This is a genomic window from Flavobacterium chilense (assembly GCF_001602525.1).
GTDB lineage: Bacteria > Bacteroidota > Bacteroidia > Flavobacteriales > Flavobacteriaceae > Flavobacterium > Flavobacterium chilense.
Window position 1 is genome coordinate 58,987 of the sequence record NZ_LSYT01000003.1, and the last position, 24,590, is coordinate 83,576.

A 24,590-nucleotide genomic window follows, 5' to 3' on the forward strand; every position below is an offset into this window, starting at 1 on the left:
TTAGTCCTATGTTATTTCTTGTTTTAAGTATTTTATGCAGCGTAATTGTGGGTGTTATTTTCAAAATAACCCGTAAATATAATGGCAATCCCACGCAAATAATAGCTTTTAATTACATTATTGCCTTAATACTTTGTTATTTTACTTTTAATCCTGATTTGACCGAAGTAGATGCAAATGCACCCTGGAATATTTATATTGCTATTGGAGTTTTATTGCCGGTTGTTTTTCTGTTCTTAGTCGCTTCGATCAGACATACAGGAATTGTCAAAACTGATGCAGCACAGCGTTTGTCTTTATTTATTCCCATACTTGCCGCATGGTTTATTTTTAAAGAAGAATTTAATTCTTATAAAGTTATAGGGCTTGTAGTTGGGTTTCTGGCACTTTTATTTATTTTAAGAAAAGAATCTGATAACACAGAGAACAAATGGTTTTTTCCGGCTACTGTTTTAATTGGTTTCGGAATCATTGATATTCTTTTTAAGCAAATAGCGCTTTATACTACTTTGCCTTATCCAACTTCTTTATTCGTTGTATTTTGTATTGCATTGGGTATTGCAATCCTGATCTCAGTTTACGAAATCGGAATTAAAAATGTGAAACTCGAACCTAAAAACATCCTTTTTGGAGCTTTGGTTGGGATTTTTAATTTCGGAAATATTCTGTTTTACTTAAAAGCACATAAGGCTTTCGCCGAAAATCCTTCGACCGTTTTTGCCGGAATGAACATGGGAGTTATCATTTTAGGAAGTCTCGTTGGCTTGTTTTTTTTCAGGGAAAAATTATCCAAAATTAATTTTATTGGAATCTTTTTAGCCTTAATTTCGATCGTTTTGATCGTTATTTCTCAATTTAAATAAAATATTTTTATCTCGTAAGTGTTTATTTTACAGTGATTTTTAAATAAAGTTGTATCATATTTAAAATAAACTCTACTAATTCTATAGAATTTATAAATATAATTTATAAATTTGTCTCAACAATGAAAAACTATATCCTATATATCATCACGTTTGTATGCAGCTTCACGATGTGCTGCATGATGAACCATGTGCTGAAATGGCGTTAATAGAGAAAGTACTTGTTAGTTATTTTTTTTTTTTAGCCTTTCATGCACCATGAAAGGCTTTTTTTAGAATTATTAAAAAACAGATAAAATGAGATCAAATCGAAATACCAACATAATGATGCAATGTTGTCGGATTAAAATTCCATGTTGCAGTTGTCAAAACGATTTACAGCAGATAAAAGTTGTCTGTAAATCTTTAAAATAGAATGAATTAAATATAGTAAATCAAATACCCAAATTTAAAAAGATATATATCATGAGTACAGAATTAATAAAACAGAATCCTTTTCAATCAATGATTGATCGCTTTAATATCGCTGCTGATATTCTAAATTTAGAGGAATCGATCAGGCAGAAATTGCAACGACCTGAAAAACAAATTGTCGTAAACTTTTCAATCACCTTAGACAACGGAACAGAACAAAATTTCGAAGGTTACCGTGTCATTCACAATACAGCTTTAGGGCCGTCAAAAGGAGGGATTCGTTATGATAACGCCGTAAATCTGGACGAAGTAAAAGCACTGGCTGCCTGGATGACCTGGAAATCTGCCGTAACTGGAATTCCGTTTGGAGGAGCAAAAGGCGGTATTATTTGTGATCCGGCAACACTTTCGAAAACCGAATTAGAAAAAATTACAAGAGCTTATACCAAAGCATTATCTGATATTTTTGGACCTGAAAAAGATGTTCCTGCACCGGATATGGGAACAGGTCCGGACGAAATGGGCTGGCTGATGGATGAATTTTCATTGGTTCATGGTAAAACCATTCATGCCGTGGTAACCGGAAAACATTTGCATTCCGGAGGTTCATTAGGCAGAGTAGAGGCAACAGGACGCGGTGTGAGCATTATTACCTTACTGGCACTTCAAAAATTAAAATTAAGACCTGCAAGATCAAGTGTGGCTATTCAGGGCTTTGGTAATGTAGGATTACATTCGGCTTTATTTTTATATGAAAAAGGACTAAAAGTAGTTGCCGTTAGCGATGTACATGAAGCTTTTTATAACCCTGAAGGGCTTAATATTCCGGAGCTAATCCTCTATTACAATCTGAATAATAAAAGCATTAAAGGCTATCCAAATTCGGTTGCCATTAAACATGAAGAATTACTATTGCTGGATGTTGATGTATTGATTCCTGCAGCAAAAGAAGATGTTATTACACAAAAGAATGCCAGAGATATTCGTGCTAAAATCATTGTAGAAGGAGCAAACGGCCCGGTTTCGTCTGATGCTGATCAAATATTGCATGACAACAATGTTTTAGTTGTTCCGGATATTTTAGCAAATGCAGGAGGTGTAACCGTTTCGTATTTTGAATGGCTTCAGAATTCACTTTTGGAATCCTGGAGAATTCATCAGATTAATACACGTTTAGAAGATATTCTGGAAAAAGGTTTTGAAACTGTTTTTAGAATTGCAGCCAAACACAATGTTACACCTCGTATTGCAGCTTATATTATCGCCCTGCAAAAAGTTGCCGACACACAATCAGTAAAAGAAGTAGCATTGGCTGAGCCAAAGTTTAAGCAGAATTAAAAGATAGATTTTTAGCATACAAAGACTGTTTTCATTGATTAATATTATTTTCAAAAGAGAAGGTATTAATCGATGAAAATATCTTTGTTTTAAGTTAATAGTAATCTGTTAGAAATAATTACGCTCAACAGATTTAAGTGTTTTTTTATAAATCAAAAAAGTAATTTTTAAAATGAAACATATTAATTTTCTAGCTTTTGCAATGCCTGCTTTTTTCTTGTTCTTGTTTTTAGAATATAAACTGGCACAACGCAAGAAGAGACCGGAAATTTTTAATTACGAAAGCTCAGTGTCTAATATTAGTATTGGTATTGCTGAACGACTGATCAATTTATTTATAGCAGCAAGTTTCTATCAATTGTATTATCTGATTTATGACAATTATAGAATTTTAGATATTCCGAGTAATGTTTTTGTATGGTTTGCCCTTATTTTGGCTACCGATTTTGTTTGGTATTGGTACCACAGACTGGGGCATGAAGTCAATTTTTTCTGGGCTGCACATATTGTACATCATCATAGCGAAGAGTTTAATTTTACGGCTGCGGCCAGAATTACCACTTTTCAGGCTATTATTCGAACAGGATTTTGGTGTGTACTCCCTTTTATAGGTTTCCATCCATCAATGGTAATCACCATGTTAATCGTACACGGAGCTTATTCTTTTTTTACCCATACTCAGCTTATCGGAAGAATAAAATGGCTGGAATATGTTTTTGTAACGCCATCTGTTCATGGCGTTCATCATGCATCTGACGAGAAATATCTGGATAAAAATTACGGAGATATGTTTACTTTTTGGGACCGTCTTTTTGGAACCTTTCAGGAAGAAGAAGAAAAACCAAAATACGGATTAACACATCCATTAAAAAGCTATAGTTTTTTATGGCAGCATTTTCATTACTATTTTGAGATTTACGAATTATGGAAACGATCCAAAGGTTTTAAAGCCAGATGGAAGGCTGTTTTTGGAAGTCCCGCCCATATGGATCAGGATATTCGTCCAACGTTGGAAAAACGTTTTTTGCAGGATAAAGCCAATCCGCATCAGAGATTAAGATTTAAGAATTATCTTTACATTCAATTGGGTTTTTGCACGTTGTTTTTAACCGTTTTTACCTATTATTTTGAATTTTTAAATATTGCTGATAAAGTTTTTGTGCTTTCTGTTATTCTAATCACCTTAATCAACTGCGGTGCTTTGCTTGAACAGCGAAAATGGATGTATTACCTCGAATATGCACGTATTTTTATGGTAACGACTTACTTTTTATATGTAGAAAATTTAATCTCCTTTTTCTTTATTCCGCTTGCCGTTATGATTTTTGCCGAGCAATTATTTTCACTCAGCACACGGTATCAAAATGTGGTACTTCAATTAGAGCCTTCGGAGTAATTTTTTTACCATGGACTAGACAATTTTCACGAATTATTTTTTATTAATTTACAGTATAAAAAATTAGTGAAAATTGTGTAGTTCGTGGCAGATTTTTTAATTCTTTTTAAATCGTTTTTATCGCCATAATCTTCTCTTCAAAAGTATCTTTAAAATCTGATTTACTTTTAATTCTGGTTTTATATGTATAAATCGTAGCCACAGAAAGTTCCAGAAATTCTGCCATTTGATTGCTGTCCTGAATTCCTAATCGGTACAAAGCAAAAATGCGGAGTTCTGTGTTTAAAAGTTCCCCTTTTTTAACCACGCATTTATGATCATTTGGGAATAGATTATTAAAATCAGTTACAAAAGTGGGGAATAATTTCAGGAAGATTTCATCAAACTGATGAAAGAGATTTTCGCGTTCTTCCTTGACATTATAACGTTTTAAACTCGCAATAACTTCATCTGTTTTCTTGGTGATGATTTTATGCAGTGTACTTTTTTGAATATGATCTATTTTATTAATGAAAGCAGATGTTGCCTTAATAAAATACGTAATATATTCTTCTTTAATGGCATTGGCTTCACTTAAACTAATATTCATTTCCTGAAGCTGAGCATAGGACGAAGCCATAATTTTTCGGGCTTTATTTCTCTCTTTTAATTGTTTAAAAATAATAATAGAGAACAAAATAATAATCACAGTAAGAATTGTAAGTAAAATAATGATTCGCTCCAGCTTGTCATTTTTATCTTTTACATTATTCAGTTGCGCTTTTTCTATAATAGGCAAAATCGACGAAATCTCAATTTTACGATGTCTAGCATTATAAAAAGTCGCATCATCCATAGCAATGTTAATATATTCATTTGCCTTGTCTAAATATCCCATTTTAAAGAGTTCGTTGGCTAGATTTCTCAGTGCAACGGTTTCCTTTGTAGCATTTTTAACATCAGCAATAGCAGCAAGTGCCAGATACTGAATTGCCTTTTTGGTGTATCCTCTTTCAGAATAGATATAACCTAAACTCGAGGTAGCAATGCCATAATAATCCGGTGGCAGTTTATAGTTATTGATCCAGTAGCTAAAAGCAAATTCGGCACCACGCCAATCCTGTTGTTTTAATCTTTTCAGACTTTCTGCTGCCCAATATTCATTTGAGTTTGTACCAATAAGTTCTAAAGCTTTCTTTAGAAAATGATTGCCCTGTTGTACATAATGAATATTAAAGCGCTGATCACGGTTATAATCAGCCAGATCATAATAGGCTCGCGCTTTTATAGAATAATACTCGAACTTGTTTTTAAGATCCAGTTTTTTATCATCAATAACATTAAGTGTATCAATGGCTTCTTTAAACAATCCGGACGAAAGCAGCACGAAACCTTCTTTGATCCGGCTTTTGGCTAAGTATTTTGGTTCTTTTAAAACAATTGCCTTGATCTTGGCCTGTTCTAAATAATAATACGCAGAGTCGTATTTGAAGGATTTATACTCTTCAAACAACAACATATAAGTATCGTACAGTTTTTCGTTGTTCTGACTTAAAGTAAACTTGGAGACGTTTTTTTTAAGAATGTCTATTTTACGAAACTTTTGCTTTAAGTAAATATCCTTTTTCAGGAGTACTTTATCTAATTCTTCTAAAACAGGATTTGTCTCTTTCGCAGCTAGAGAAAAACCTGCAATGAAAAAATATAGAAATAATATTCTTCGCATGTTTTTTTGGTTTGGTTTAGGGGTAAAAAAATGTTTTTGGTCTGTTTGAGTTAATTCGTTTTTTAATTCAAAATTAGTTTAAGAGCTGATGATTAGCAACTTTTATAAACAGGAATGCCTTGTTTAATATACAACTAAAAAAAGCAGGATTATAGTGAGAAAGTGGTTTCTGATTGTTAAAAGTAGTCTAATAACTTGCAATTATACAATAAAAACCAATTAAATATATGTATAGTGAAAAAATAATATGTTTTAATTTAGATATTGTCATTTTTACCATATTTTATTTGCGTTTTTAGTCTAAACAACGTCTTGATTTTTGTAAATATAAAATTTATTTAAAATATTGATTTTTAATTAGTTGTGTTTTAAAATGTCTAAAAAATATCTTGATTTTTCAAAGATATTTTTTTTTAGATTTATTTAAGATCTAGTTTCGTGCTGTCCTTTTTAAAGGATGAAAAACTAACAAAAACCAAAATTTTATGAGATGTAAAAGTATTTACTGGTTAGCTGTTTTAATGTGTCTTTTTGCAATTAGTTGCGATAACACAGAAGATGGAAGCTACGTTGAACCAATAACCATTTATGAGAAAGTGAGTGGAAATTGGGGATTAACAAATTTAAAAATGGTCGATGAATTTGCCAAAGCAAATAAGATCGATCCAAACGAACAAAACTTGAGTACTTATTTTAACTACGAGGATTTTAAAATTAAATTCAGTGTAGATGAAAAGAACAATCCAACAAGTTATGAAGTTACCGGCAATGTGCCTCCTTTATTTGCCCCAAAAGGATTTTGGCAGCTAAGCTCAGATTTTCAGCCAACAACTCCGGGCAGTACCATCAAAATTTACTTGTATAGTGATGCACAAAAAACTCAAAAAACAGACGAGCTAAGATTATCATCAATTCCGGGAAAAAGCGGAGAGATGGAAATTCAATTGGCACGTACCTCTGGAGGAACTGATTTTGTGTCTTACGTGTTTAAATTAACTGCTATTAATTAAAAAGTAATATGAAAAAATTTATATATACAATTTTACTTGCCCTTTTGATGGCTCCTAATTTTATGAAGGCACAAGATGCCGCTGGAGCTGTAGGTGCAATGTCATCATTTCCGGTAGTCTACAAATATGATGAACAGGTTACCTGGTTTTTTGATCTTTCAGGAACCACATTTGCAGAGAATGAAGATCTTTATATGTGGATCTGGTCACCATCAGAACCAGATGCCGGGCATTGGGACAACTCATCAGATTTTGCGAAATTAACGCATGTTAAAGATAAAATCTGGAGCTTTACTTTAACTCCAACTCAATATTTTTCTAAAACTCCGGCAGAGATTGCAGCCAGTGCAGGATTTTGGTTTCGTTTGAAAAACAAAACCGGATCAAAACAAACCGAAGTGGCAAACATGCCTTATACCGATTTTACCTCATTTTACACGGCTAATGAGCTGATCAGAGCTTATCCAACCAAACCAACAATTGATAAAGGAGTAAGTATCCTGTTTAATGCCAATTTAGCTCCAGGATTTGCTGGTGCTACAAGTGTACACATGCACAGCGGATTGAACGACTGGGATATTAAGCAGGAATACCAGTCATGGTTGCCGGATATTTCGGCTAAAACAAAATTGAAAGATTTAGGAAATGGCTTTTATAAAATGGATTTAGTTCCAAAAGATTATTATAATGCTCCGGACGGTTATGAGATGAAAAATTTAGTTTTTCTGATGGTAAAAGATGATTGGGCAGGAACAACTCCGGATCAGATTTTATATGCCGGGGCTTATGTACCGCCACCAGCGCCGGTTTTTGCTTTTTTTCCTTTGCAGATCAGTCAGAAAGATTTTCTGGGAATGTCCAGAAAAAATAACGAATCGGGTGTAAACAAATTAATCTATACGATTACTGCCGGAAGCAAAGTGATCTCGGGTGAATTTACCGGAGGAACGGCTGAAATAAAAGGATTTGTCAACTTGGTTTCAGAACTAAATGGTATTCCAAATTTGAATCAGATACATGTTTTGGTAAAAGACAATAAAGACAAAACGATTTCAGATACTACCATTCCTCTTAAAACTTTAGACAAATAATTCACGATCAAATTAAAACATCAATTCTAATGAAATGAGCATACCCCATAAATTGGCAGAACAGCTAATAGTGGATATGCAAATTACATATGACCGATAAAAAACAATAAATAACTACATATGAATAGTAAAAATAAAAAAATAGTCCTGCATCAAATGTGGACTACTAAAAATGTGGTATTCATGATTTTCATGCTTTTTCTTTCGGCAGGAATGTTTGCGCAGGAAAAAAAGCAGGTATCAGGTACCGTTTATGATAATGCAGGAAGTGTATTACCGGGAGCTACGGTAATTGAAGTAGGAACCAGAAATGCAACTACAACAGATTTTGACGGAAAATTTGTATTGACGGTAGCCGTAGGAGGTTCAATTGAAGTATCGTTTATAGGATCAACAACACAAAAAGTACAGATTACAGCAGCAACAAAACCAAACATAGACGTTCGTTTGCAAAATGACGGTTATATGCTTGCCGAAGTTCAGGTGGTTTCTGTTGGATACGGAACACAGAAAAAATCAGATTTAACAGGCGCTATTTCGAGTGTTAAGGCTGATGATCTTGTAAAAGGGACAATCTCTTCTACAGAGCAGGTTTTACAAGGAAAAGTGGCTGGTTTAAATATCATTCGTCCTTCAGGAGATCCTGCAGCAGGCTCTACAATACGTTTACGTGGAGGAACATCTTTAACTGCAAGCAACAGTCCGCTAATTGTAGTAGATGGAATTGCAGGAGTAGACATTAATGTGGTTCAGCCATCAGATATTAAATCAGTAGATGTTTTAAAAGATGCTTCGGCTACAGCCATTTACGGATCAAGAGGAGCAAACGGAGTAATCATTATTACGACAAAATCCGGTACAAAAGGAGTTTCTGTAACTTATAGCGGTTTATCCAGTGTAGGTTATGTAACAGACAATTTAGATCTTTTATCAGCAAACCAATGGAGAAATTATGTTCGTTCTACAGGAAACAAAGATGCTGTTGATTATGGGGGAAACACAAACTGGCAAAAGGCGATTGAGCAAACCGCTATTTCACAATCACATACTTTAAGTATCAATTCCGGTAAAGCCGACAGTGGTTTTAGAACATCACTTTCTTACCTGAATAACGAAGGTGTTATCAAAAAAACAGGTTTAGAAAGATTAAGCGGAAATGTAAGTGCTTATCAATATCTTGGAGATAATAAAGAAGTAAAATTTGATATGGGTTTATTTGCCAATGTTGACAAATGGCATCCTGTAGATTATAGAATTTTTGAACGTGCTTATAATCTAAACCCAACAATTCCGGTATATGATTCTAACGGAAAATTTTCAAATGTAATCAATACATTATACGAAAACCCGGTTGAAATTTTAACAGACAGAACAACAAATAATGAAAGACACAGATTATTAGGATATTTTAAAACCGAAGTAAAGTTTTTAAAAGATTTCCTTGCTGTAGCTAATATTTCGTACGAGCACAATGCTGTTCAGGCAAACATATACAAACCAAGTTATGCTGTTCTGGAAGGTGCAACAGAAGGTGGTTATGCCCAAAAAACATATTCAGAATTTGCGAATGCACAAGGAGAGTTATATGTAAATTACAACAAAGTAATTGGCAAACACACGATTGGTGCTCTTGGAGGATACTCTTATCTTGAAAATATATACGAAGGTTTTGGAGCACAACGTAGTGGTTTTGTAACAGATGCTTTTAGCTACAACAATTTGGGTGCAGGTTACAAATACCGTTTGGGAGATGTTTTTTCTTATAAAGGAAAATCAAACTTAGTTTCGTTTTATGCACGTGCAAATTATTCGTATGACGGAAAATATTTGCTAACCGGTACTGTAAGAAGAGATGGTTCAAGCCGTTTTGGAGAAAACAACAAATGGGGAACATTTCCATCAGCTTCTGCAGCCTGGAAAATTTCAAACGAAGAATTTATGAGCTCAACAAAAGGATGGTTAGACAATCTTAAAGTGAGAGTAGGTTATGGTGTTACAGGAAATCAGGACGGAATTGGAGAGTATAAATCGCTTTCGATCTTAGGAGTTGGAAATGATAGTTATTACGATCCTGTTACAGGAACCTGGAGTTTAGCATATTCTCCGCAACAAAACCCAAATCCTGATTTGAAATGGGAATCAACAAAACAATTAAACATCGGATTAGATTTTAGCCTTTTTAACAGAATCACTGGATCATTCGAGTATTATTCAAAAAATACAAACGACTTATTATATACTTACGAAGTGCCTCAGCCTCCTTATTTAGTAGGAACGATGTTGGCAAACGTAGGAGAAATGTCAAACAAAGGAGTGGAGCTTACTTTGAATGCTGATATCGTAAAAGGGGATAAGTTTACATGGAATGCGAATTTGACTTTAGGACATAACGTTCAAAAAATTGAAAAACTATCAAATCCAACGTATAAAACAGATGTGATTTACAGTGGATCTTTACACGGTTTATCAGGTATGTCTGGACAATATTCTCAAATTATTGCTGAAGGTTATGCAGTTGGAACATTCTGGGGATTTGAAAGTGCAGGACTTGGAGCCGACGGAAAAATGTTATACTATAATGCTGCCGGAGACAAAGTTTTGGGCGATGCTTTGGTAGATGCTGATAAAAAAGCTTTAGGAGATGTTCAGCCAGATCTTACTATGGGACTTGGAATGAATTTTACTTACGGAAATTTTGATCTTGGTATTTCCGGATACGGAATGTTTGGACAAAAAGCATTAAATGCAACCAACATGATGTTAAACGACCCAAACAGATTGCCAACGTTTAATGTTCCTGATGATTTCCTGACCAGCGGTATTACATCGTCTCCAAAATATTCAAGTTATTGGATCGAAGATGCTTCATTCTTCAGACTTCAGACACTTTCTGTTGGATATACTTTGCCTTTAAAATACAAAAGTTCAAAACTTAGAATTTATCTAATGGGTGAAAATCTTGCTGTATTTACAAGTTATAAAGGAGTAGATCCTGAGATTGGTTTAAATGCGCAGGACGGAATTAATCAAACCGGAGTAATGGATCAAACTGGTTTGGCGGCTCCCGGAATTGACAGATATAATAATTATCCCCGACCAACAACGATTTCTGTTGGATTAAACTTTACGCTAAACAATTAAGCGAATTAACTCAAAAATATAGAAAATGAAAATCAAAATAACAGCAGCGTTATTAGTAAGCATGCTTTTTACGATATCATGTACGAATTTAAATGAAGATTTATATGATAAAGTAGAAGACGGAAAGTTTGGAAATACTCCAAAAGAAGTTGATGCATTAGTTGGTGGAGCATATTCTTCTTTAAGAGGTTTTAAAGATGACATATCAAACAATTTTCCAACCAGTGAGTATGTGTTTTTCCTGAATGAAACCGTTTCAGATGAAGCTACTATTCCAACAAGAGGAACAAACTGGTACGATGGAGGACAATATCAGGATGCACAAAAACATACCTGGAAAGCAGACAACCGTATGATTCTTTCGGCCTGGCGTTACAACTATACCGGAATTGCAAAAATCAACGCAATCATTTATCAAATCGATAAATCATCTTTGAGCGATACGGCAAAAGCACCAATTTATGCAGAATTAAAAGCACTAAGAGCATATTACTACTACAATCTTTTAGATTTATTTGGAAATGTGCCTATTGTAGTCAATTTTGAAGATACATCATTACCATCAAATTCTACCAGAAAACAAGTATATGATTTTGTTGAAAAAGAATTACTGGATGCTATTCCGCATTTAACCTCGAATATAGTATACTCTAAATTAACAAAAAACGTAGCTTATTCTATATTGGCAAGATTGTATCTAAACTCTGAAGCTTTTGTTGGTGTGGCACGTTGGCAGGACTGTATTAACATGTGTCAGAAAGTTACAGGATATTCTTTAACGCCTGATTTCTTTGCCAATTTTGCAACACAAAACGAAAAGTCACCAGAAATTATTTTTGCAATTCCTTACGATTCAAAAGCAGGTACAGTAGGAAATTACATGAACTCAATGTCTTGTCACTACCTGCACAAATTAACCATTTCTGCCATAGGAGATTATCCTTGGAGCGCAAACGGAATGTGTGCACAACCAGGAGTTTACTCAGCTTTTGCAGATACTGATAAAAGAAAAAAATGTATGATTGCGGGTGACCAGATTAATCTGGCAACAGGACAGGTTATTGTTATGGATAACGGAGAACCTTTAACCTATACAGAAGAAGTAACGAGTGTTGCCGATGCGAAAGATAATCAGGGAGTTCGTTTAGGAAAATACGAAATGAAAGCCGGTGAACAATGGGAACGCGATCATGACTTTGTTTTGATTCGTTATGCCGAAATCTTAATGATGCAAGCCGAATGTTATGTTCGTTTAGGATCTCCTGATTTAGCAAAACCATTCGTTCAGCAAATTACAACACGTGCCGGAGAAGAAATGCCAACAACAATTGATCTTGCCTTTATTGACAAAGAATTGCTTAAGGAATTTACTTTTGAAGGAAGAAGAAGAACAGATAACATTCGTTTTGGAACATTCTTCCTGCCTTGGTGGGAAAAAGGAGCAACTCCAAAATACAGAGCGATCTTTCCAATTCCAAGTACTGTTTTAACTACAAATAAAAACCTGTTACAAAATCCTGGGTATTAGGTTATGAGATGTCAGTCTTCCATGTTGGTTAGTCGTGGAAGGCTGACATATTTTTAACAGATAGAAACATATTTAAATTAAAAATTGACAATTAAAAATCTGCTGTATTTACGCAAAAAAATGCTCAGAATATCATGATTCCTAAAACATTTTTAATTTTTAATTCTGAATTTTTAATTGTTTTTATCTGTAGCAAAAAAAATAAAACAAACAACACATCAATATGAAAAGATCTATCACATTATTGTTTTTTGGGATCCTGAATATTTTAGTCGCCGCCGGTTGTAGCAGCGATGATAAAAATTCAGATAAACCTACAGAACCAGAAACATTTGAACCTGTTGCGATTGAAAAAACAAATAGCACCAAAATTTATGTTCATTATATGCCTTGGTTTGAAACCAACGAAAGTAGTGCCGATAAAAAATGGGGATATCACTGGACAATGGCCAACAAAAATCCAAACAACATTGGCGCAAACAATCGCAGAGAAATTGCGTCGTATTATTATCCACTAATTGGTCCTTATCATTCCGGCGATAAAAATGTGATCGAAAATCATTTATTATTGATGAAATATTCCGGAATCGATGGAGTCCTGATCGATTGGTATGGCACATTTGATGTAAACGATTACCGAATGGTAAAAGAAAACACAGAACAGCTTATCGCCATGTTAAACAAAGTAGGCTTAGAATATGCGATTGTATATGAAGACAGAGTAACAAAAAACGCAGTTGATGCCGGAAAAGCCATTTCGGTAACCAGTGCAGCAAAAACCGATTTAGCTTACATGCAAACCAATTATTTTGGAGATAAAAACTACATTAAAATAAATGGAAAACCATTGTTGCTTAATTTCGGGCCAATTGTATTGCAAACACCTGCTGAGTGGACAAATGTTTTTAATACTTTAACCACAAAACCTACTTTTTTAACCCTGTGGGATCAATCATTCGAAGCAGGCGATAATGCTTCCGGCGAATATGCCTGGGTATATAAAAACAGCAGTTATCTGACGAATTTTTATACCAATGCAAAACCAAAATTGGGTGTAGCAATAGGAAGTGCTTATCCCGGTTTTAAAGATTTTTATGCCGAAGGTGGCGGCGGAGCAGCTATTGGCTGGACCATTGACCATAATAACGGAGCAACTCTTGACGAAACACTTACGCTGGCTAAAAATGCAAATGTAAATTACCTGCAGCTCATTACCTGGAATGACTTTGGAGAAGGAACAATGTTCGAACCAACAGTAGAATTTGGTTACTCATATATCGAAAAAGTAAAAGCATTTGCGGGTGTAAAAAACACCGAAACTGTTTTTCCTGACATCAGTAAAATGTACAATCTGCGAATAGAAAAGAAAGGCAATGCCGATGCCCAGAAAAAATTAGACCAGGCATTTAATTATTTTGTTTCCATGCAGCCAGCAAAAGCAAAACAAGTAATAAACGAAATTAAATAAGAGTTGTAATTAATACAATCCACATAATGAAAAACATAAACTATAGATACTGTTTAATCGCCTTTGCATCCATATTGCTCTTTGCCTGCAGTACCAAAAAAACATACAAAATAAGTTCTCCGGGAAAAAATACCGAATTAGTTTTTGAATTGACTCCTTCAGGTCAGCCACAATACAGTTTTACCTCAAACGGAAAATCAGTAATAGAACCTTCCTTATTAGGATTTGAGTTTCAGGGAATCCAAAAAATGACCGATGGTTTTGAAGTGGTTTCTACCGAAGAAAAATCAGCAGATGAAACCTGGGAACAACCTTGGGGAGAATTTAAAAAAGTAAGAGATCATCACAACGAATTAATTGTTCATCTAAAAGAATCAAAAGGAGAAGAACGTTTGGTTGATATTATTTTCAGGGTTTTTGATGATGGAGTAGGTTTTCGATATGAATTTCCAAAACAACCTCATTTAGACAAAATAAAAATCTCAAATGAGATTACCCAATTTACTTTTAAATCAGATAATGATGTTTGGTGGATTCCTGTACATCGCGAAAACAGCTATTACGAAAGCACATATCGCAAAACACCTGTGAGTAAAACAGATACCATCAATACTCCGGCGACTTTAGAAACCAAAGAAAAATTATTTGTGGCTATTCACGAAGCCAACTTAACCGATTTTGCCTCAATGACGTTATTAAAAACAAATGATAAACAATACAAAAGCGAATTAGTGCCTTGGGCAGATGGTGTAAAAGTATATGCCGAAACTCCGTTTAAAACGCCTTGGAGAACCATAGTAGTAGGGAAAACTCCCGGCGATGTGGCGACTTCGACAATTATGTTAAATCTAAATGAACCTTCAAAAATTGAAGACCTTTCCTGGATCAGACCTTCAAAATATATTGGAATCTGGTGGGGAATGCATTTAGAAAAATACACCTGGGGACAAGGTCCTAAACATGGGGCGACGACTAAGAATACAAAAGAATATATTGATTTTGCTGCGAAAAACAATTTTGACGGCGTTCTGGTAGAAGGCTGGAACGAGGGCTGGGACGGCGACTGGACTGCTGATGGATCTTCATTTAGTTTTGTAAAAGCCTATCCCGATTTTAATTTAGAAGAAATTACTAAATATGCTGCTATTAAAAATGTTCGTTTAATAGGACATCATGAAACGGCAGGAGCAACCAAACATTACGAAAGCCAGTTAGAAGATGCCTTTAAACTGTATCAGAAAATGGGTGTAAATACCGTAAAAACAGGTTACGTAAATAAATATTTGGATAAAAAAGAATGGCATGACAGCCAGTATGGAGCACGTCATTACAGAAAAGTGATGGAAACGGCAGCGAAATATCATATCATGATCGACAATCACGAACCAATAAAAGGTACAGGGTTACAACGTACCTATCCGAACTTTATGTCACAAGAAGGCGGAAGAGGACAGGAATACAACGCCTGGTCTGTTGATGGCGGAAACACTCCGGAACATTTAACAACTTTGCCGTTTACCAGAATGCTTTCAGGACCTTTTGATTACACACCCGGAAATTTCAATTTTGATTATAAAACACCTTCGGGAGCGAGAGTACAAACCACTTTGGCAAACCAGCTGGCGTTGTATGTGATTATTTTCAGTCCGTTGCAAATGGCTTCAGATTTACCGGAGAATTATGTTGGAAAACCGGAATTTCAGTTTATAAAAGACGTGCCTTGTACCTGGTCAGATACAAAAGTTTTAGATTCAAAAATTGGAGAATACACTACAATTGTCCGTAAAGACTGGGAAGAAAAAAACTGGTATTTGGGCACTATTACCAACAGTAAAAGCAGAGACCTTAAAGTAGACTTATCCTTCCTGGATAAAGGAAAAGAATACGAAGCTGAAATTTATGCAGACGGAGCCGGAGCAAATTATAAAACAAATCCATATCCGGTGACGATTTCAAAACAAACAGTAAACAGTAAAAGTACTTTGGATCTTAAGTTGGCAGCTGGAGGAGGAACAGCTATAAAATTCACCCCAATCGAAAAATAAGTTTGTTTAGTTTATTTTGAGTTAAGTTGAGTTTGAGCAAATAAACCCGATAACTACAAAAGTTATCGGGTTTATTATTTTTGTTTCAGACTTCAAGTAAGAAGTTATGAGTTATAAGTTATAAGTTTTAGAATTAAAAAACTTAGAACCTTAGTACCTCAGTATCTCAGCACCTTTAAAAAAACTAATGTTTATAAAGCTTAACATGATGACCAAAAGCATAAGCCGCTGTAATAGTTGGTCCGTTGTAGCCCCATTTCAGATCTCCGTTTAGTCTTTCTTTTAAGGCATCTACTTTAAAATTCAGTCCGGTATATCCTGCCGTAAGACTAAAGTTTTGATGCACATTATAAGAAATAGCTAAATTATAACTAACAATCCGTCCATCTATATTGTCAATTTTTATGGCAAAATAATTGGCATTTACATACAATCCCCAGCGTTTTGCCAGTACAAATTCACCCCAAACACCAATATCCGGTAACGGAGCAGTAAAATTAAAGCTGTCTCTATACTCCAAACTAGCCTGATTTGCATCTACACGTAAGGCAAGATCTGCAAAAAGTACATGGGTACCAATTAATAAACCTGCTTCGTATTTTGGTTTGGATAAAAAAGCATAGCCATAAGCAATTCTGGCAATCTGAACATCAAAGAGAGCTGTTACCCTCGTGTTTATATTATAAGTATGTTCACCAAAATTAATTTCTTTTTCTAAGGTTTTAGTCGAACTTCTGTCAAGAGCAAAAAATTCAAAACCCAATCTCGATCTTCTCGAAATACGCCAGTCAAAAGTTCCCATAAAAGACGTGCTTGATTTTGAAAATCCTAAATCGTCTTCCAGATCTATTTCTGTACCGTGATTCCCGTTATTGGTACCAACCTGAATCTGAGTATTGTTAACAGGAAAAAATGCGCCTGCTGTAACTTTAAAACGTCGTGCATGCCATGGTAAATCTTCATCATAATTTTGTGGTGAAGAGGGAGCATTTAAATCATTTTGTAAAACCGCTGCTGTATTTTCCAGAGGAATTTCGGCAGTGTTTTGAGCCTGAATTGAAAAGAAGGGAAGAAGAACTATCAAAAAACAAAATAACTTTTTCATGGGATTTATTTTTAGATTTTATTGATATTTTTTTAACATTTAAAGTTAACGAAAAAAATCATTCATTTTTTATTTTTAGCTGTTTATTATTTTGACTATCAGGTTGTTATAGGATTTGTTAAAATTGGTTGACATGTCACTCTTTTTTGTAATTTTGTTTCATGGAAAAAAATAATACAGATTTTGATGCTTTTAAAGAAGAAATTTCGAATAGTTTTTTCTTTCAGATTCACCGTATGAAACGAACCATTTTTCGTCATACCAATGCCCTTATGACCGAAGCCGGAATTTATTTGCAATTGGAGCAGCTTCCGCTAATTATGATTTTGCAGCGCAAAAACTTGTCGCAAAGAGAACTTTCAGACATGACAATGCGGGACAAATCATCTATTTTGAGAAGTATAAATGCATTAGAAAAAAAAGCATTGGTAGAAGTCCAGAAAGATGAAGTTGATAAGCGTAAAAACATAGTAAGCCTTACAGAAGAAGGAATTACGCTGGCTAAAAATATCAGGCTTTTAATGAAAAAGGCAGAAGATGAGGTGATGGCAGTTTTTTCGGCACAAGAGAGGGCACAAGCACTTGAAACGATTAGAGGTTACGCAGATAAATTAGATACACTTTAACAGAACAACAAACAAAATGAACAAAAACGAATTATTAGAAGGTCCTATACTTTCTTCTTTATTAAAATTGGCAGTGCCTATTATGATTGCTAATTTGCTGCAAGCCGCTTACCAGCTGGTAGATGCTTTTTGGGTGGGACGTTTGGGTGGAGATGCTGTTGCAGCTGTATCTGTAAGTACACCCGTAATTTTCCTTACGATTGCTTTAGGAACCGGATTGGCTATTGCAGGTTCTATACTTATTGCACAATATTTTGGCGCAGGACAACAGCAAATGGTCAATCATGTTGCCGCACAAACGTTATTAATGGTGGTTACGGTTTCGATCGTTTTATCTATTATTGGATATTTCCTGAGTCCATATTTTTTGCAGGTGCTAAAAGTTACGCCTACCGTTTATAAAGATGCTTTGGGATTTATGCAGATAGCCTTTATTGGACTCGTTTTCAGTTTTAGTTTTATGATTTTTCAATCGGTGATGCGTGGTGTTGGGCGTGTTACTTTGCCGGTTTATATAGTATTAGGAACTGTAATTCTCAATTTTGCCTTAGATCCGTTGTTTATTTTTGGCTGGAATTTTATTCCGCCATTGGGAGTAAAAGGAGCGGCCCTGGCAACATTATCAACACAAAGTTTGGCGATTATTATTGGTTTTGCCATTTTGTTTAGAGGAAAACACGGAATTCATTTAAAATTAAAGGACTTCAGACCGGATTACAAACACATCAAAAAAGCATTCAAAATTGGTTTTCCGTCTTCGATAGAACAATCCATGCGTGCTATTGGTTTAACAGCGATTACTTTTCTAATAGTACATTTTGGTACAACTACCGTAGCTTCTTATGGAGCTGGTTCTAACCTGATTCAGTTAATTATGATTCCGGCTTTGGGACTTTCAATGGCAATTGCCACTCTTGTTGGACAGAATATTGGTGCGGGAAATATGCTTCGTGCCGGAAAAATTGCAAAACTGGGGGCTTATCTGGGCTTTGGATTATTAACCGTAATTGGATTAATTGCTTTTGCTCTGGCACCCTATTTAATTGCTTTTTTTGTGCCAAACGAGCCTTCGGTTATTGCAGGCGGAACCGTATTTTTGAGAATTACATGCCTTTCCTGGGGATTTTTAGGACTTCAGATGTGTTTGCTGGGTGTTTTTAGAGCGGTTGGTAATACAACACTTCCTATGATTCTGACTTTGGTTTCGCAATGGGTTTTACAATTTCCGCTGGCTTATATTTTATCGCATAATACTTCACTGAAACAAATCGGGATTTGGTGGGCTTTTCCAATTTCGACTGTTATTACCGCTATTATCACGATGCTTATTTATGCCAAAGGCGACTGGAAAAAAGAACGATTAACCGGAAAAACAAATAAACTGATTGACAAAGTAGAGAAGGAAATTGTTAATGAAGGTTTTGAGGTTAAATAAAGTTGCTGAGGTTATAATCTTCTGGAGTTTAGGTTCAGCGTTTCAAAGGTTTTTATACAGACGTACAATGGTTATTGTGCGTCTTTTTTTGTTTTAGAATACTATAATCTTATCATTTTGATCAGGGAGAAATTTGGAGATTTAATAATGGGTTCTTTTGAATATGAGGGTTGCGTGAGGGATAGGAGCAGTCCGCCGCAGCGGAGCGGATAGCCCGACAGCATTTAAAAAAAGGACCAATGAACGCAATATTGTTAGGGCCTTTTTTTAAATGGTGGCACGCCCAATAAATAATTCGATTCAATTTATAATTGTTATTAAAAAATGTATTCTCTATATTTGAAAGTAAATTCTCAATATAATTATGGATAAGAAATTAAAACAATTCTTTGTAAAGTCGTTTATAGTATTGCTGGTGATACATTTAGGGTATTTTTTATATGGCTATTTTAAGTTTGAAGGTGTTGGGAAAATCGATATCTATACTGAATTTTACCGATTTAAATTTTACGACGATGTATCGATCTCGCACTTTTTTGTAAGCGGATTGTTTTTGTTTTTCTTTCTTATTTTCCTGATCAGAAATCATTTTAAACAGCATTTTTCGTTTGGAAATTTGCTGAAAATTGGGGGCTTGTTGCTGTTGATTTCTTTTTTCACTTTCTCGTTTTTTATTAGCTATAGTTTTGGTGTGAATGCTAAACTGAAATCTGAATTGTCTGAAAAGAATTTTAATGAAGACAAAACATTGCTTAATGTTTTAAATCCGTTTTTATACAATTATACCTCTTACAGTTCTCAGAAACTGTTTAATCCGGTTAATATTTTATATCCAAAACCTTATCCGGTTATTGAGGTTGTTGACAGTACTTTAGTTACGGATCAGTATTATAGCGTCGAATATAATTACTATAGTATTGATACTTTGAAAGTTCTTACGGCTGATTTTAATAAGGCCTCAAATATAACAAATACGATTTTAGAGCGCATAGGTTTTGACAAAGAAGAAATAGCTAAAAGAATAATCAAAAAGAATGTTATAAAAGACAGTACACAAATTATCTACAAAGGCAGAGAAGTAAGTCCGCAATACGATAATGATATTTGTATCTTTTTAGAAAACAATACCTTGTTGGTTCCTGTAAAAGATGTTCCGGTTGAAAAGCAACAACTTCAGGCAGCTGTAAGGCGTCATAAATTATTATATAAGTTCAAACAGGATTCGTTGCTTCATGATTTTCAGAAGCTGGATACCTTGCTTAAAAAATACAAGATCGAAACTCATATTGTTCCTAAAGATCTGACCAAAGATGTTTTATTCTATAAAGAACATCATGATGAACCGCTAAATGCTATTAGAAATAATTTTGACAGAAAAGCCCTGGCAGAAAAACTGAATACCTTAAATAAGTTATTTTACCAGCCTAATTATCTGCATCCGTCGATTGTACCTATATTTTTTTCTGTGATTGCTGTAGTATGGTTCATTCTCTTTTTGATATGTGTATTATTTAACTTAAGAAAAAGAAAACACAACACTTAAACCAAATTTAGACAACCATTAATATTTGCAATTGTATTTACATTGATTATTGATATTGCCATTTATATTGATTATTGTCATTGATTTTTGCCATTGCATTGCCATTGATTTTTGCCATTGATTAAACCCTGTTATAATCGGCTTTCCAGTGTACAATTGCTTTTTTTATGGCATCGCCACTTAAGCCGTTTTTGAGTGTATCTTCTATAAGCGGAAGAATTTCATTATCAGGAGCAAATCTTAAAGCAAATATCTGATCGTCTGTCAATTTATATTCGAACTCTTCGAGTCGTTTTCCGGTTAAGGTAAAATAACGGTAACGAAGTTCTAATCGCACAATTCGGTTTTGGAGAATTAGGGCATAATGCTGTCTGAGCATATACGCCAGCCAAAAAAGAAATACAAAACCAACACTAATAAAAGACCAGATCAAAGCATCGTTTGTTGTAAAGGCAAAGTAAATGCTGCATCCCAAAAAGATCATTAAAACCGGATAATAAATAAAATGATGCGGTGTATAAAATCGTATATGATTGTAATAGGTCTGGATTTTCATAATAATCTGTTTTTGGGTTGAGGATAAAAAAACAAAGCTATCCTAAAAAAATAGAATAGCTTTCTTTTCCAAAAATAAACTAACATAACCAATGTTCCCTTTATAATTAAACTTATTTAAAGTTCTCTTAGTAATATCTATATTTTAAAAAAGCCTTACTTTGCATGATTATTCTTCTCATGGCTTTAATTTCCTGAGGTAAAATTAACATGATTGTAAGAACCTTTTGTTATACTTTAAAACGGAAATGTTACATTATTTCAACTAGCAGTTATTTTAAGTTATATTTTTTTGGTCTGATTGATGAATTTGCAGCAGTTATTTTATAGTTTACAACGTATTGATAATCTGCCATTCATCCAGTTTTGACTGAAAGCTTTGAGATGCATTTGCCGGACTTGTTGATGGCAAAGTAATAAGCTGGTACGTTTTCTTTAAATGCACGTATTTTTTAAAAAATGCGGCAGCCTTTTGACCATTAAATAAAATAGAGGTAATGTTAGGATGCTCTTCCAGAAACGTTTCAAAATCATTCGCAATTTCATTTTTTATAGCACTGTCTAAACTTCCAACGCGATCACAAAACTGTAAAACATCCCAAAGCGCTACGTTATTTTTTTGTAAAAGTGTTTTTCTGGTTTCATAATCAGTGGAGAAATCTTCCTTGAAAATGGTAAACATAAATTTCCAGAAATTATTCTGGTTATGTCCGTAATACTGATTGAGTTCCAGCGATTTTATACCCGGCATTGTACCTAAAATCAAAATGTTAGCATTAGAATTGGATATGGGTGCAAAGGAAAAACTTTTCATGAATTATTGTATTTGTGCTATAGTAAGGTACAGATTTTAAAACTTAAAAGAATCATCCAGAAGTAATTATAAAACAATTAGGAAAAATTATATAACATTTTTCCTGCATCCTTAACCGAACTTTGAATTCTAGATTTTTTAGAAATCCAATACTACAAAAACGGACTTTTTCTTTTAAAAATCTATATAAAAATAAGTAGAATTTAAATCCCTGCAAAATGAAAATAGTTACTATAAATACAGAAAAAATACAAAACATCTTTGACGAGTTAAATACAAACTTTGGTGGTAAGGTAACTTTTGATTTAAACGAATATATGCTCGAAACAAATAATAGTTTTGCAAAAGGATTCATTACCGGAGCTTCTTTTAATGATAATATTTCATACGTTCAGTTTGATATGACTTTCTCGGCTGATGTGAGAATGGATATTACCAATGTCAAAGCATCACCCATATTTTTTGCCTATTGTTCAAAAGGAAAATTATCACATAGTTTTGGTGTAACGGGGCAGGAAAGAACATTCAAAACGTTCCAGACAGCTATTGTAACTTCAAAAACAAAACAGGATAACATTTTGTTTTTCGAAAAAGATCAGCAAACAAAATTCACCTTAATAATTGTGGGAATGCAAACCGAGAATCAAATGCATTCTTTGAATCAGCAGGTAAAAGAAACTTTTTTTGAGAATAATCAGGCTCAGGATTTCTTTTATGTAGGTTCGTACAATCTTAAAATTGCCGAAAAAATAGAACAACTCAACGCCATTACTCAAACAGGAATTGTTAGAAATCTCCTGAAAGAGGGAATTTTAAGAATTATTCTGGCAATGGAAATCCAACAACATACTGACGATTTATGTGCTTTATCTAAAGATGCAAATTGCCTGACTTTGAGAGAAATGGAAGAAATAAAAGAGCTGTCAGAAGCTATAAAAGCCAATCCCGAAGAAGCTTTTACCATTAAATCGTTAAGCAAAAAATCAGGATTGTCTCCAAACAAACTGCAGGAAGGTTTTAAAATGATTCATAACCGAACCGTAAACGACTATATTACTCATATGAGAGTTTTAAAAGCCGAAATTCTGATTCGTACTTCTGATTTGAATATTTCAGAAATCGTGTATTGTATCGGCTTCACCAGCAGAAGTTACTTCTCGAAAATCTTCAAAGAAAAATTCAACTGCAGTCCAAAAGAGTATAAGTTTAATTTGAATCCGTTGGCTATAACAGCTTGATAAAAGTTGCAAAGTTATTAAGGTTTTTGAGTTGCTAAACTTTATACTTACAGATATTTATAGTAAGACGTACATCGAGTACGTCTTTTTTATGTTGTAATTTTTTGGAGCTTTTTACTTCGTCAGTTTGCTGTCAGGTCTAAGGCTCTCATTTTTATAAGATATTTTTTTAATTTAAGGATTTTAAGAAAAAAACTTAGATTCTTAGCAACTTAGAACTTTAGTATCTAAAAAATAATTACATTTACATAACTGGTTATGTAATTAATTATATATGGAATTTTTTAATAAAGTAGGTAAGGTGGCTTTAGGAAGTCGGTTACGTTTAATGACAGCAATTATAACAGATGATGCTGCCAGAATATATGAATCGTATGGTATGAATTTTTTGCCAAAATGGTTTCCGGTGTTTTATACATTAATGGAAGAAAAAGAAATGACGATTACAGAAATTGCCAACGAAATTGGGCATTCGCAACCGTCTGTAAGCAAAATTGTTCAGGAAATGATCGCAGCCGGATTGGTCGAAGAAAGCCTGAAAAGCAATGACAAACGAAGAAATATTGTCGATTTAACTCCTCAGGGACATGAATTTTCCAAAGAATTAAAACTACAGCTAAAAGATGTCGAAGCTGCCGTTGATGGCTTAATAACAGAATCAAGTCATAATCTTTGGGCTGCACTCGAAGAATGGGAGTTTCTCTTAGAACAAAAGTCATTGTTTAAACGAGTAAACGAACAAAAGAAAAAGCGCGAAAGCCTGGATGTAAAAATTATACCCTTTGAACCACAATATCTCGAAGCTTTTAAAGCCCTGAATATCGAATGGATTTCTACTTATTTCGAAATGGAAGAAGCAGATTATAAAGCTCTGGACAATCCGCAGGAATATATCCTGGACAAAGGCGGTAAAATTTTCGTGGCTTTATACCAGAACGAACCTGTTGGCGTTTGTGCCCTTATCAAAATGAAAGATTCAGATTATGATTTCGAAATGGCAAAAATGGCGGTTTCGCCCAAAGCACAAGGAAAAAATATTGGCTTTTTGTTAGGTCAGGCCATTGTAAACTGTGCCAGAGAAGAAGGTGCAAAAAAAATCTATCTGGAAAGTAATACCATCTTAAAACCCGCAATCAATTTGTATTATAAACTGGGTTTCCAAAAAGTCTTTGGTCTGGCAACACCTTATAAACGCTGTAATATTCAGATCGAGTTAGTGCTTTAGGGGCAAGAGGCTCAGAGGTTCAAAGTAGCAAAGGCTCAAAGGTTTTAAAA

At 34.3% G+C, this 24,590-nt stretch carries 18 protein-coding genes; 14 read left to right on the forward strand and 4 right to left on the reverse strand.

The genetic code is table 11. From position 1 onward, the window contains the following. Positions 1 to 8 precede the first annotated feature (8 nt). The 3 genes from A4F88_RS09630 to A4F88_RS09640 all read left to right on the forward strand — a co-directional run bounded on the left by A4F88_RS09630 (position 9) and on the right by A4F88_RS09640 (position 4,011). A complete protein-coding gene (locus A4F88_RS09630) occupies positions 9 to 863 on the forward strand; it encodes a DMT family transporter (RefSeq protein ID WP_068842400.1) in 855 nt (284 codons plus the stop codon). 465 nt (positions 864 to 1,328) lie between these two features. Further along, positions 1,329 to 2,615 (forward strand): Glu/Leu/Phe/Val family dehydrogenase, encoded by a 1,287-nt coding sequence (locus A4F88_RS09635; protein WP_178368486.1) that lies wholly within the window; start codon positions 1,329 to 1,331, stop codon positions 2,613 to 2,615. 172 nt (positions 2,616 to 2,787) lie between these two features. After that, positions 2,788 to 4,011, forward strand: coding sequence for a sterol desaturase family protein (locus A4F88_RS09640; protein WP_068842401.1), 1,224 nt, complete (start codon positions 2,788 to 2,790; stop codon positions 4,009 to 4,011). Positions 4,012 to 4,117: 106 nt separating this feature from the next. Here A4F88_RS09640 and A4F88_RS09645 read toward each other — a convergent pair whose 3' ends face one another. Beyond that, entirely contained in the window at positions 4,118 to 5,716 is a 1,599-nt protein-coding gene (locus tag A4F88_RS09645) for a DUF6377 domain-containing protein (RefSeq protein WP_068842402.1), read from the reverse strand. 485 nt (positions 5,717 to 6,201) lie between these two features. On the opposite strand from A4F88_RS09645, the gene A4F88_RS09650 reads away from it, so the two are divergent. The 6 genes from A4F88_RS09650 to A4F88_RS09675 all read left to right on the forward strand — a co-directional run bounded on the left by A4F88_RS09650 (position 6,202) and on the right by A4F88_RS09675 (position 15,999). After that, positions 6,202 to 6,726, forward strand: coding sequence for a DUF5004 domain-containing protein (locus tag A4F88_RS09650; RefSeq protein ID WP_068842403.1), 525 nt, complete (start codon positions 6,202 to 6,204; stop codon positions 6,724 to 6,726). An 8-nt stretch (positions 6,727 to 6,734) separates the two neighbouring features. Continuing rightward, entirely contained in the window at positions 6,735 to 7,817 is a 1,083-nt protein-coding gene (locus A4F88_RS09655) for a hypothetical protein (RefSeq protein WP_068842404.1), read from the forward strand. Positions 7,818 to 7,937: 120 nt separating this feature from the next. After that, on the forward strand, positions 7,938 to 10,958 hold the full coding sequence (locus A4F88_RS09660) for a SusC/RagA family TonB-linked outer membrane protein (protein ID WP_082815738.1): 3,021 nt from the start codon (positions 7,938 to 7,940) through the stop codon (positions 10,956 to 10,958). Positions 10,959 to 10,983: 25 nt separating this feature from the next. Beyond that, positions 10,984 to 12,486 (forward strand): RagB/SusD family nutrient uptake outer membrane protein, encoded by a 1,503-nt coding sequence (locus A4F88_RS09665; RefSeq protein WP_068842405.1) that lies wholly within the window; start codon positions 10,984 to 10,986, stop codon positions 12,484 to 12,486. 223 nt (positions 12,487 to 12,709) lie between these two features. After that, on the forward strand, positions 12,710 to 13,954 hold the full coding sequence (locus tag A4F88_RS09670; protein ID WP_068842406.1) for a glycoside hydrolase family 99 protein: 1,245 nt from the start codon (positions 12,710 to 12,712) through the stop codon (positions 13,952 to 13,954). Positions 13,955 to 13,980: 26 nt separating this feature from the next. Next, positions 13,981 to 15,999, forward strand: a complete 2,019-nt coding sequence (locus A4F88_RS09675) for a glycoside hydrolase family 97 protein (protein WP_082815739.1) — start codon at positions 13,981 to 13,983, stop codon at positions 15,997 to 15,999. A 184-nt stretch (positions 16,000 to 16,183) separates the two neighbouring features. On the opposite strand, the gene A4F88_RS09680 is transcribed toward A4F88_RS09675, so the two are convergent. Beyond that, entirely contained in the window at positions 16,184 to 17,104 is a 921-nt protein-coding gene (locus A4F88_RS09680) for a hypothetical protein (RefSeq protein ID WP_068842408.1), read from the reverse strand. A 161-nt stretch (positions 17,105 to 17,265) separates the two neighbouring features. On the opposite strand from A4F88_RS09680, the gene A4F88_RS09685 reads away from it, so the two are divergent. From A4F88_RS09685 to A4F88_RS09695, 3 genes are all read left to right on the forward strand, one after another. After that, on the forward strand, positions 17,266 to 17,730 hold the full coding sequence (locus tag A4F88_RS09685; protein ID WP_068842409.1) for a MarR family winged helix-turn-helix transcriptional regulator: 465 nt from the start codon (positions 17,266 to 17,268) through the stop codon (positions 17,728 to 17,730). 16 nt (positions 17,731 to 17,746) lie between these two features. Then, positions 17,747 to 19,165, forward strand: a complete 1,419-nt coding sequence (locus A4F88_RS09690; RefSeq protein ID WP_068842410.1) for an MATE family efflux transporter — start codon at positions 17,747 to 17,749, stop codon at positions 19,163 to 19,165. A gap of 364 nt (positions 19,166 to 19,529) precedes the next feature. After that, positions 19,530 to 20,708 (forward strand): hypothetical protein, encoded by a 1,179-nt coding sequence (locus A4F88_RS09695; protein WP_068842411.1) that lies wholly within the window; start codon positions 19,530 to 19,532, stop codon positions 20,706 to 20,708. A gap of 121 nt (positions 20,709 to 20,829) precedes the next feature. On the opposite strand, the gene A4F88_RS09700 is transcribed toward A4F88_RS09695, so the two are convergent. Continuing rightward, positions 20,830 to 21,264, reverse strand: coding sequence for a DUF6526 family protein (locus A4F88_RS09700; protein WP_068842412.1), 435 nt, complete (start codon positions 21,262 to 21,264; stop codon positions 20,830 to 20,832). A 330-nt stretch (positions 21,265 to 21,594) separates the two neighbouring features. After that, a complete protein-coding gene (locus A4F88_RS09705) occupies positions 21,595 to 22,077 on the reverse strand; it encodes a DNA-deoxyinosine glycosylase (RefSeq protein ID WP_068842413.1) in 483 nt (160 codons plus the stop codon). A gap of 218 nt (positions 22,078 to 22,295) precedes the next feature. Here A4F88_RS09705 and A4F88_RS09710 point away from each other — a divergent pair, with 218 nt between their 5' ends. Continuing rightward, complete coding sequence (locus A4F88_RS09710; RefSeq protein WP_068842414.1) at positions 22,296 to 23,315, forward strand: helix-turn-helix domain-containing protein; 1,020 nt, start codon at positions 22,296 to 22,298, stop codon at positions 23,313 to 23,315. Positions 23,316 to 23,589: 274 nt separating this feature from the next. Beyond that, positions 23,590 to 24,540 carry a bifunctional helix-turn-helix transcriptional regulator/GNAT family N-acetyltransferase gene (locus tag A4F88_RS09715; protein ID WP_068842415.1) on the forward strand — a complete coding sequence of 317 codons (951 nt, stop codon included), beginning with the start codon at positions 23,590 to 23,592 and terminating at the stop codon, positions 24,538 to 24,540. Positions 24,541 to 24,590: the final 50 nt, after the last annotated feature.

Coding starts and splice junctions, on each gene's coding strand:
- A4F88_RS09630 (WP_068842400.1), top strand. CDS start 9: ATGTTATTTCTTGTTTTAAGTATTTTATGCAGCGTAATTGTGGGTGTT.
- A4F88_RS09635 (WP_178368486.1), top strand. CDS start 1,329: ATGAGTACAGAATTAATAAAACAGAATCCTTTTCAATCAATGATTGAT.
- A4F88_RS09640 (WP_068842401.1), top strand. CDS start 2,788: ATGAAACATATTAATTTTCTAGCTTTTGCAATGCCTGCTTTTTTCTTG.
- A4F88_RS09645 (WP_068842402.1), bottom strand. CDS start 5,716: ATGCGAAGAATATTATTTCTATATTTTTTCATTGCAGGTTTTTCTCTA.
- A4F88_RS09650 (WP_068842403.1), top strand. CDS start 6,202: ATGAGATGTAAAAGTATTTACTGGTTAGCTGTTTTAATGTGTCTTTTT.
- A4F88_RS09655 (WP_068842404.1), top strand. CDS start 6,735: ATGAAAAAATTTATATATACAATTTTACTTGCCCTTTTGATGGCTCCT.
- A4F88_RS09660 (WP_082815738.1), top strand. CDS start 7,938: ATGAATAGTAAAAATAAAAAAATAGTCCTGCATCAAATGTGGACTACT.
- A4F88_RS09665 (WP_068842405.1), top strand. CDS start 10,984: ATGAAAATCAAAATAACAGCAGCGTTATTAGTAAGCATGCTTTTTACG.
- A4F88_RS09670 (WP_068842406.1), top strand. CDS start 12,710: ATGAAAAGATCTATCACATTATTGTTTTTTGGGATCCTGAATATTTTA.
- A4F88_RS09675 (WP_082815739.1), top strand. CDS start 13,981: ATGAAAAACATAAACTATAGATACTGTTTAATCGCCTTTGCATCCATA.
- A4F88_RS09680 (WP_068842408.1), bottom strand. CDS start 17,104: ATGAAAAAGTTATTTTGTTTTTTGATAGTTCTTCTTCCCTTCTTTTCA.
- A4F88_RS09685 (WP_068842409.1), top strand. CDS start 17,266: ATGGAAAAAAATAATACAGATTTTGATGCTTTTAAAGAAGAAATTTCG.
- A4F88_RS09690 (WP_068842410.1), top strand. CDS start 17,747: ATGAACAAAAACGAATTATTAGAAGGTCCTATACTTTCTTCTTTATTA.
- A4F88_RS09695 (WP_068842411.1), top strand. CDS start 19,530: ATGGATAAGAAATTAAAACAATTCTTTGTAAAGTCGTTTATAGTATTG.
- A4F88_RS09700 (WP_068842412.1), bottom strand. CDS start 21,264: ATGAAAATCCAGACCTATTACAATCATATACGATTTTATACACCGCAT.
- A4F88_RS09705 (WP_068842413.1), bottom strand. CDS start 22,077: ATGAAAAGTTTTTCCTTTGCACCCATATCCAATTCTAATGCTAACATT.
- A4F88_RS09710 (WP_068842414.1), top strand. CDS start 22,296: ATGAAAATAGTTACTATAAATACAGAAAAAATACAAAACATCTTTGAC.
- A4F88_RS09715 (WP_068842415.1), top strand. CDS start 23,590: ATGGAATTTTTTAATAAAGTAGGTAAGGTGGCTTTAGGAAGTCGGTTA.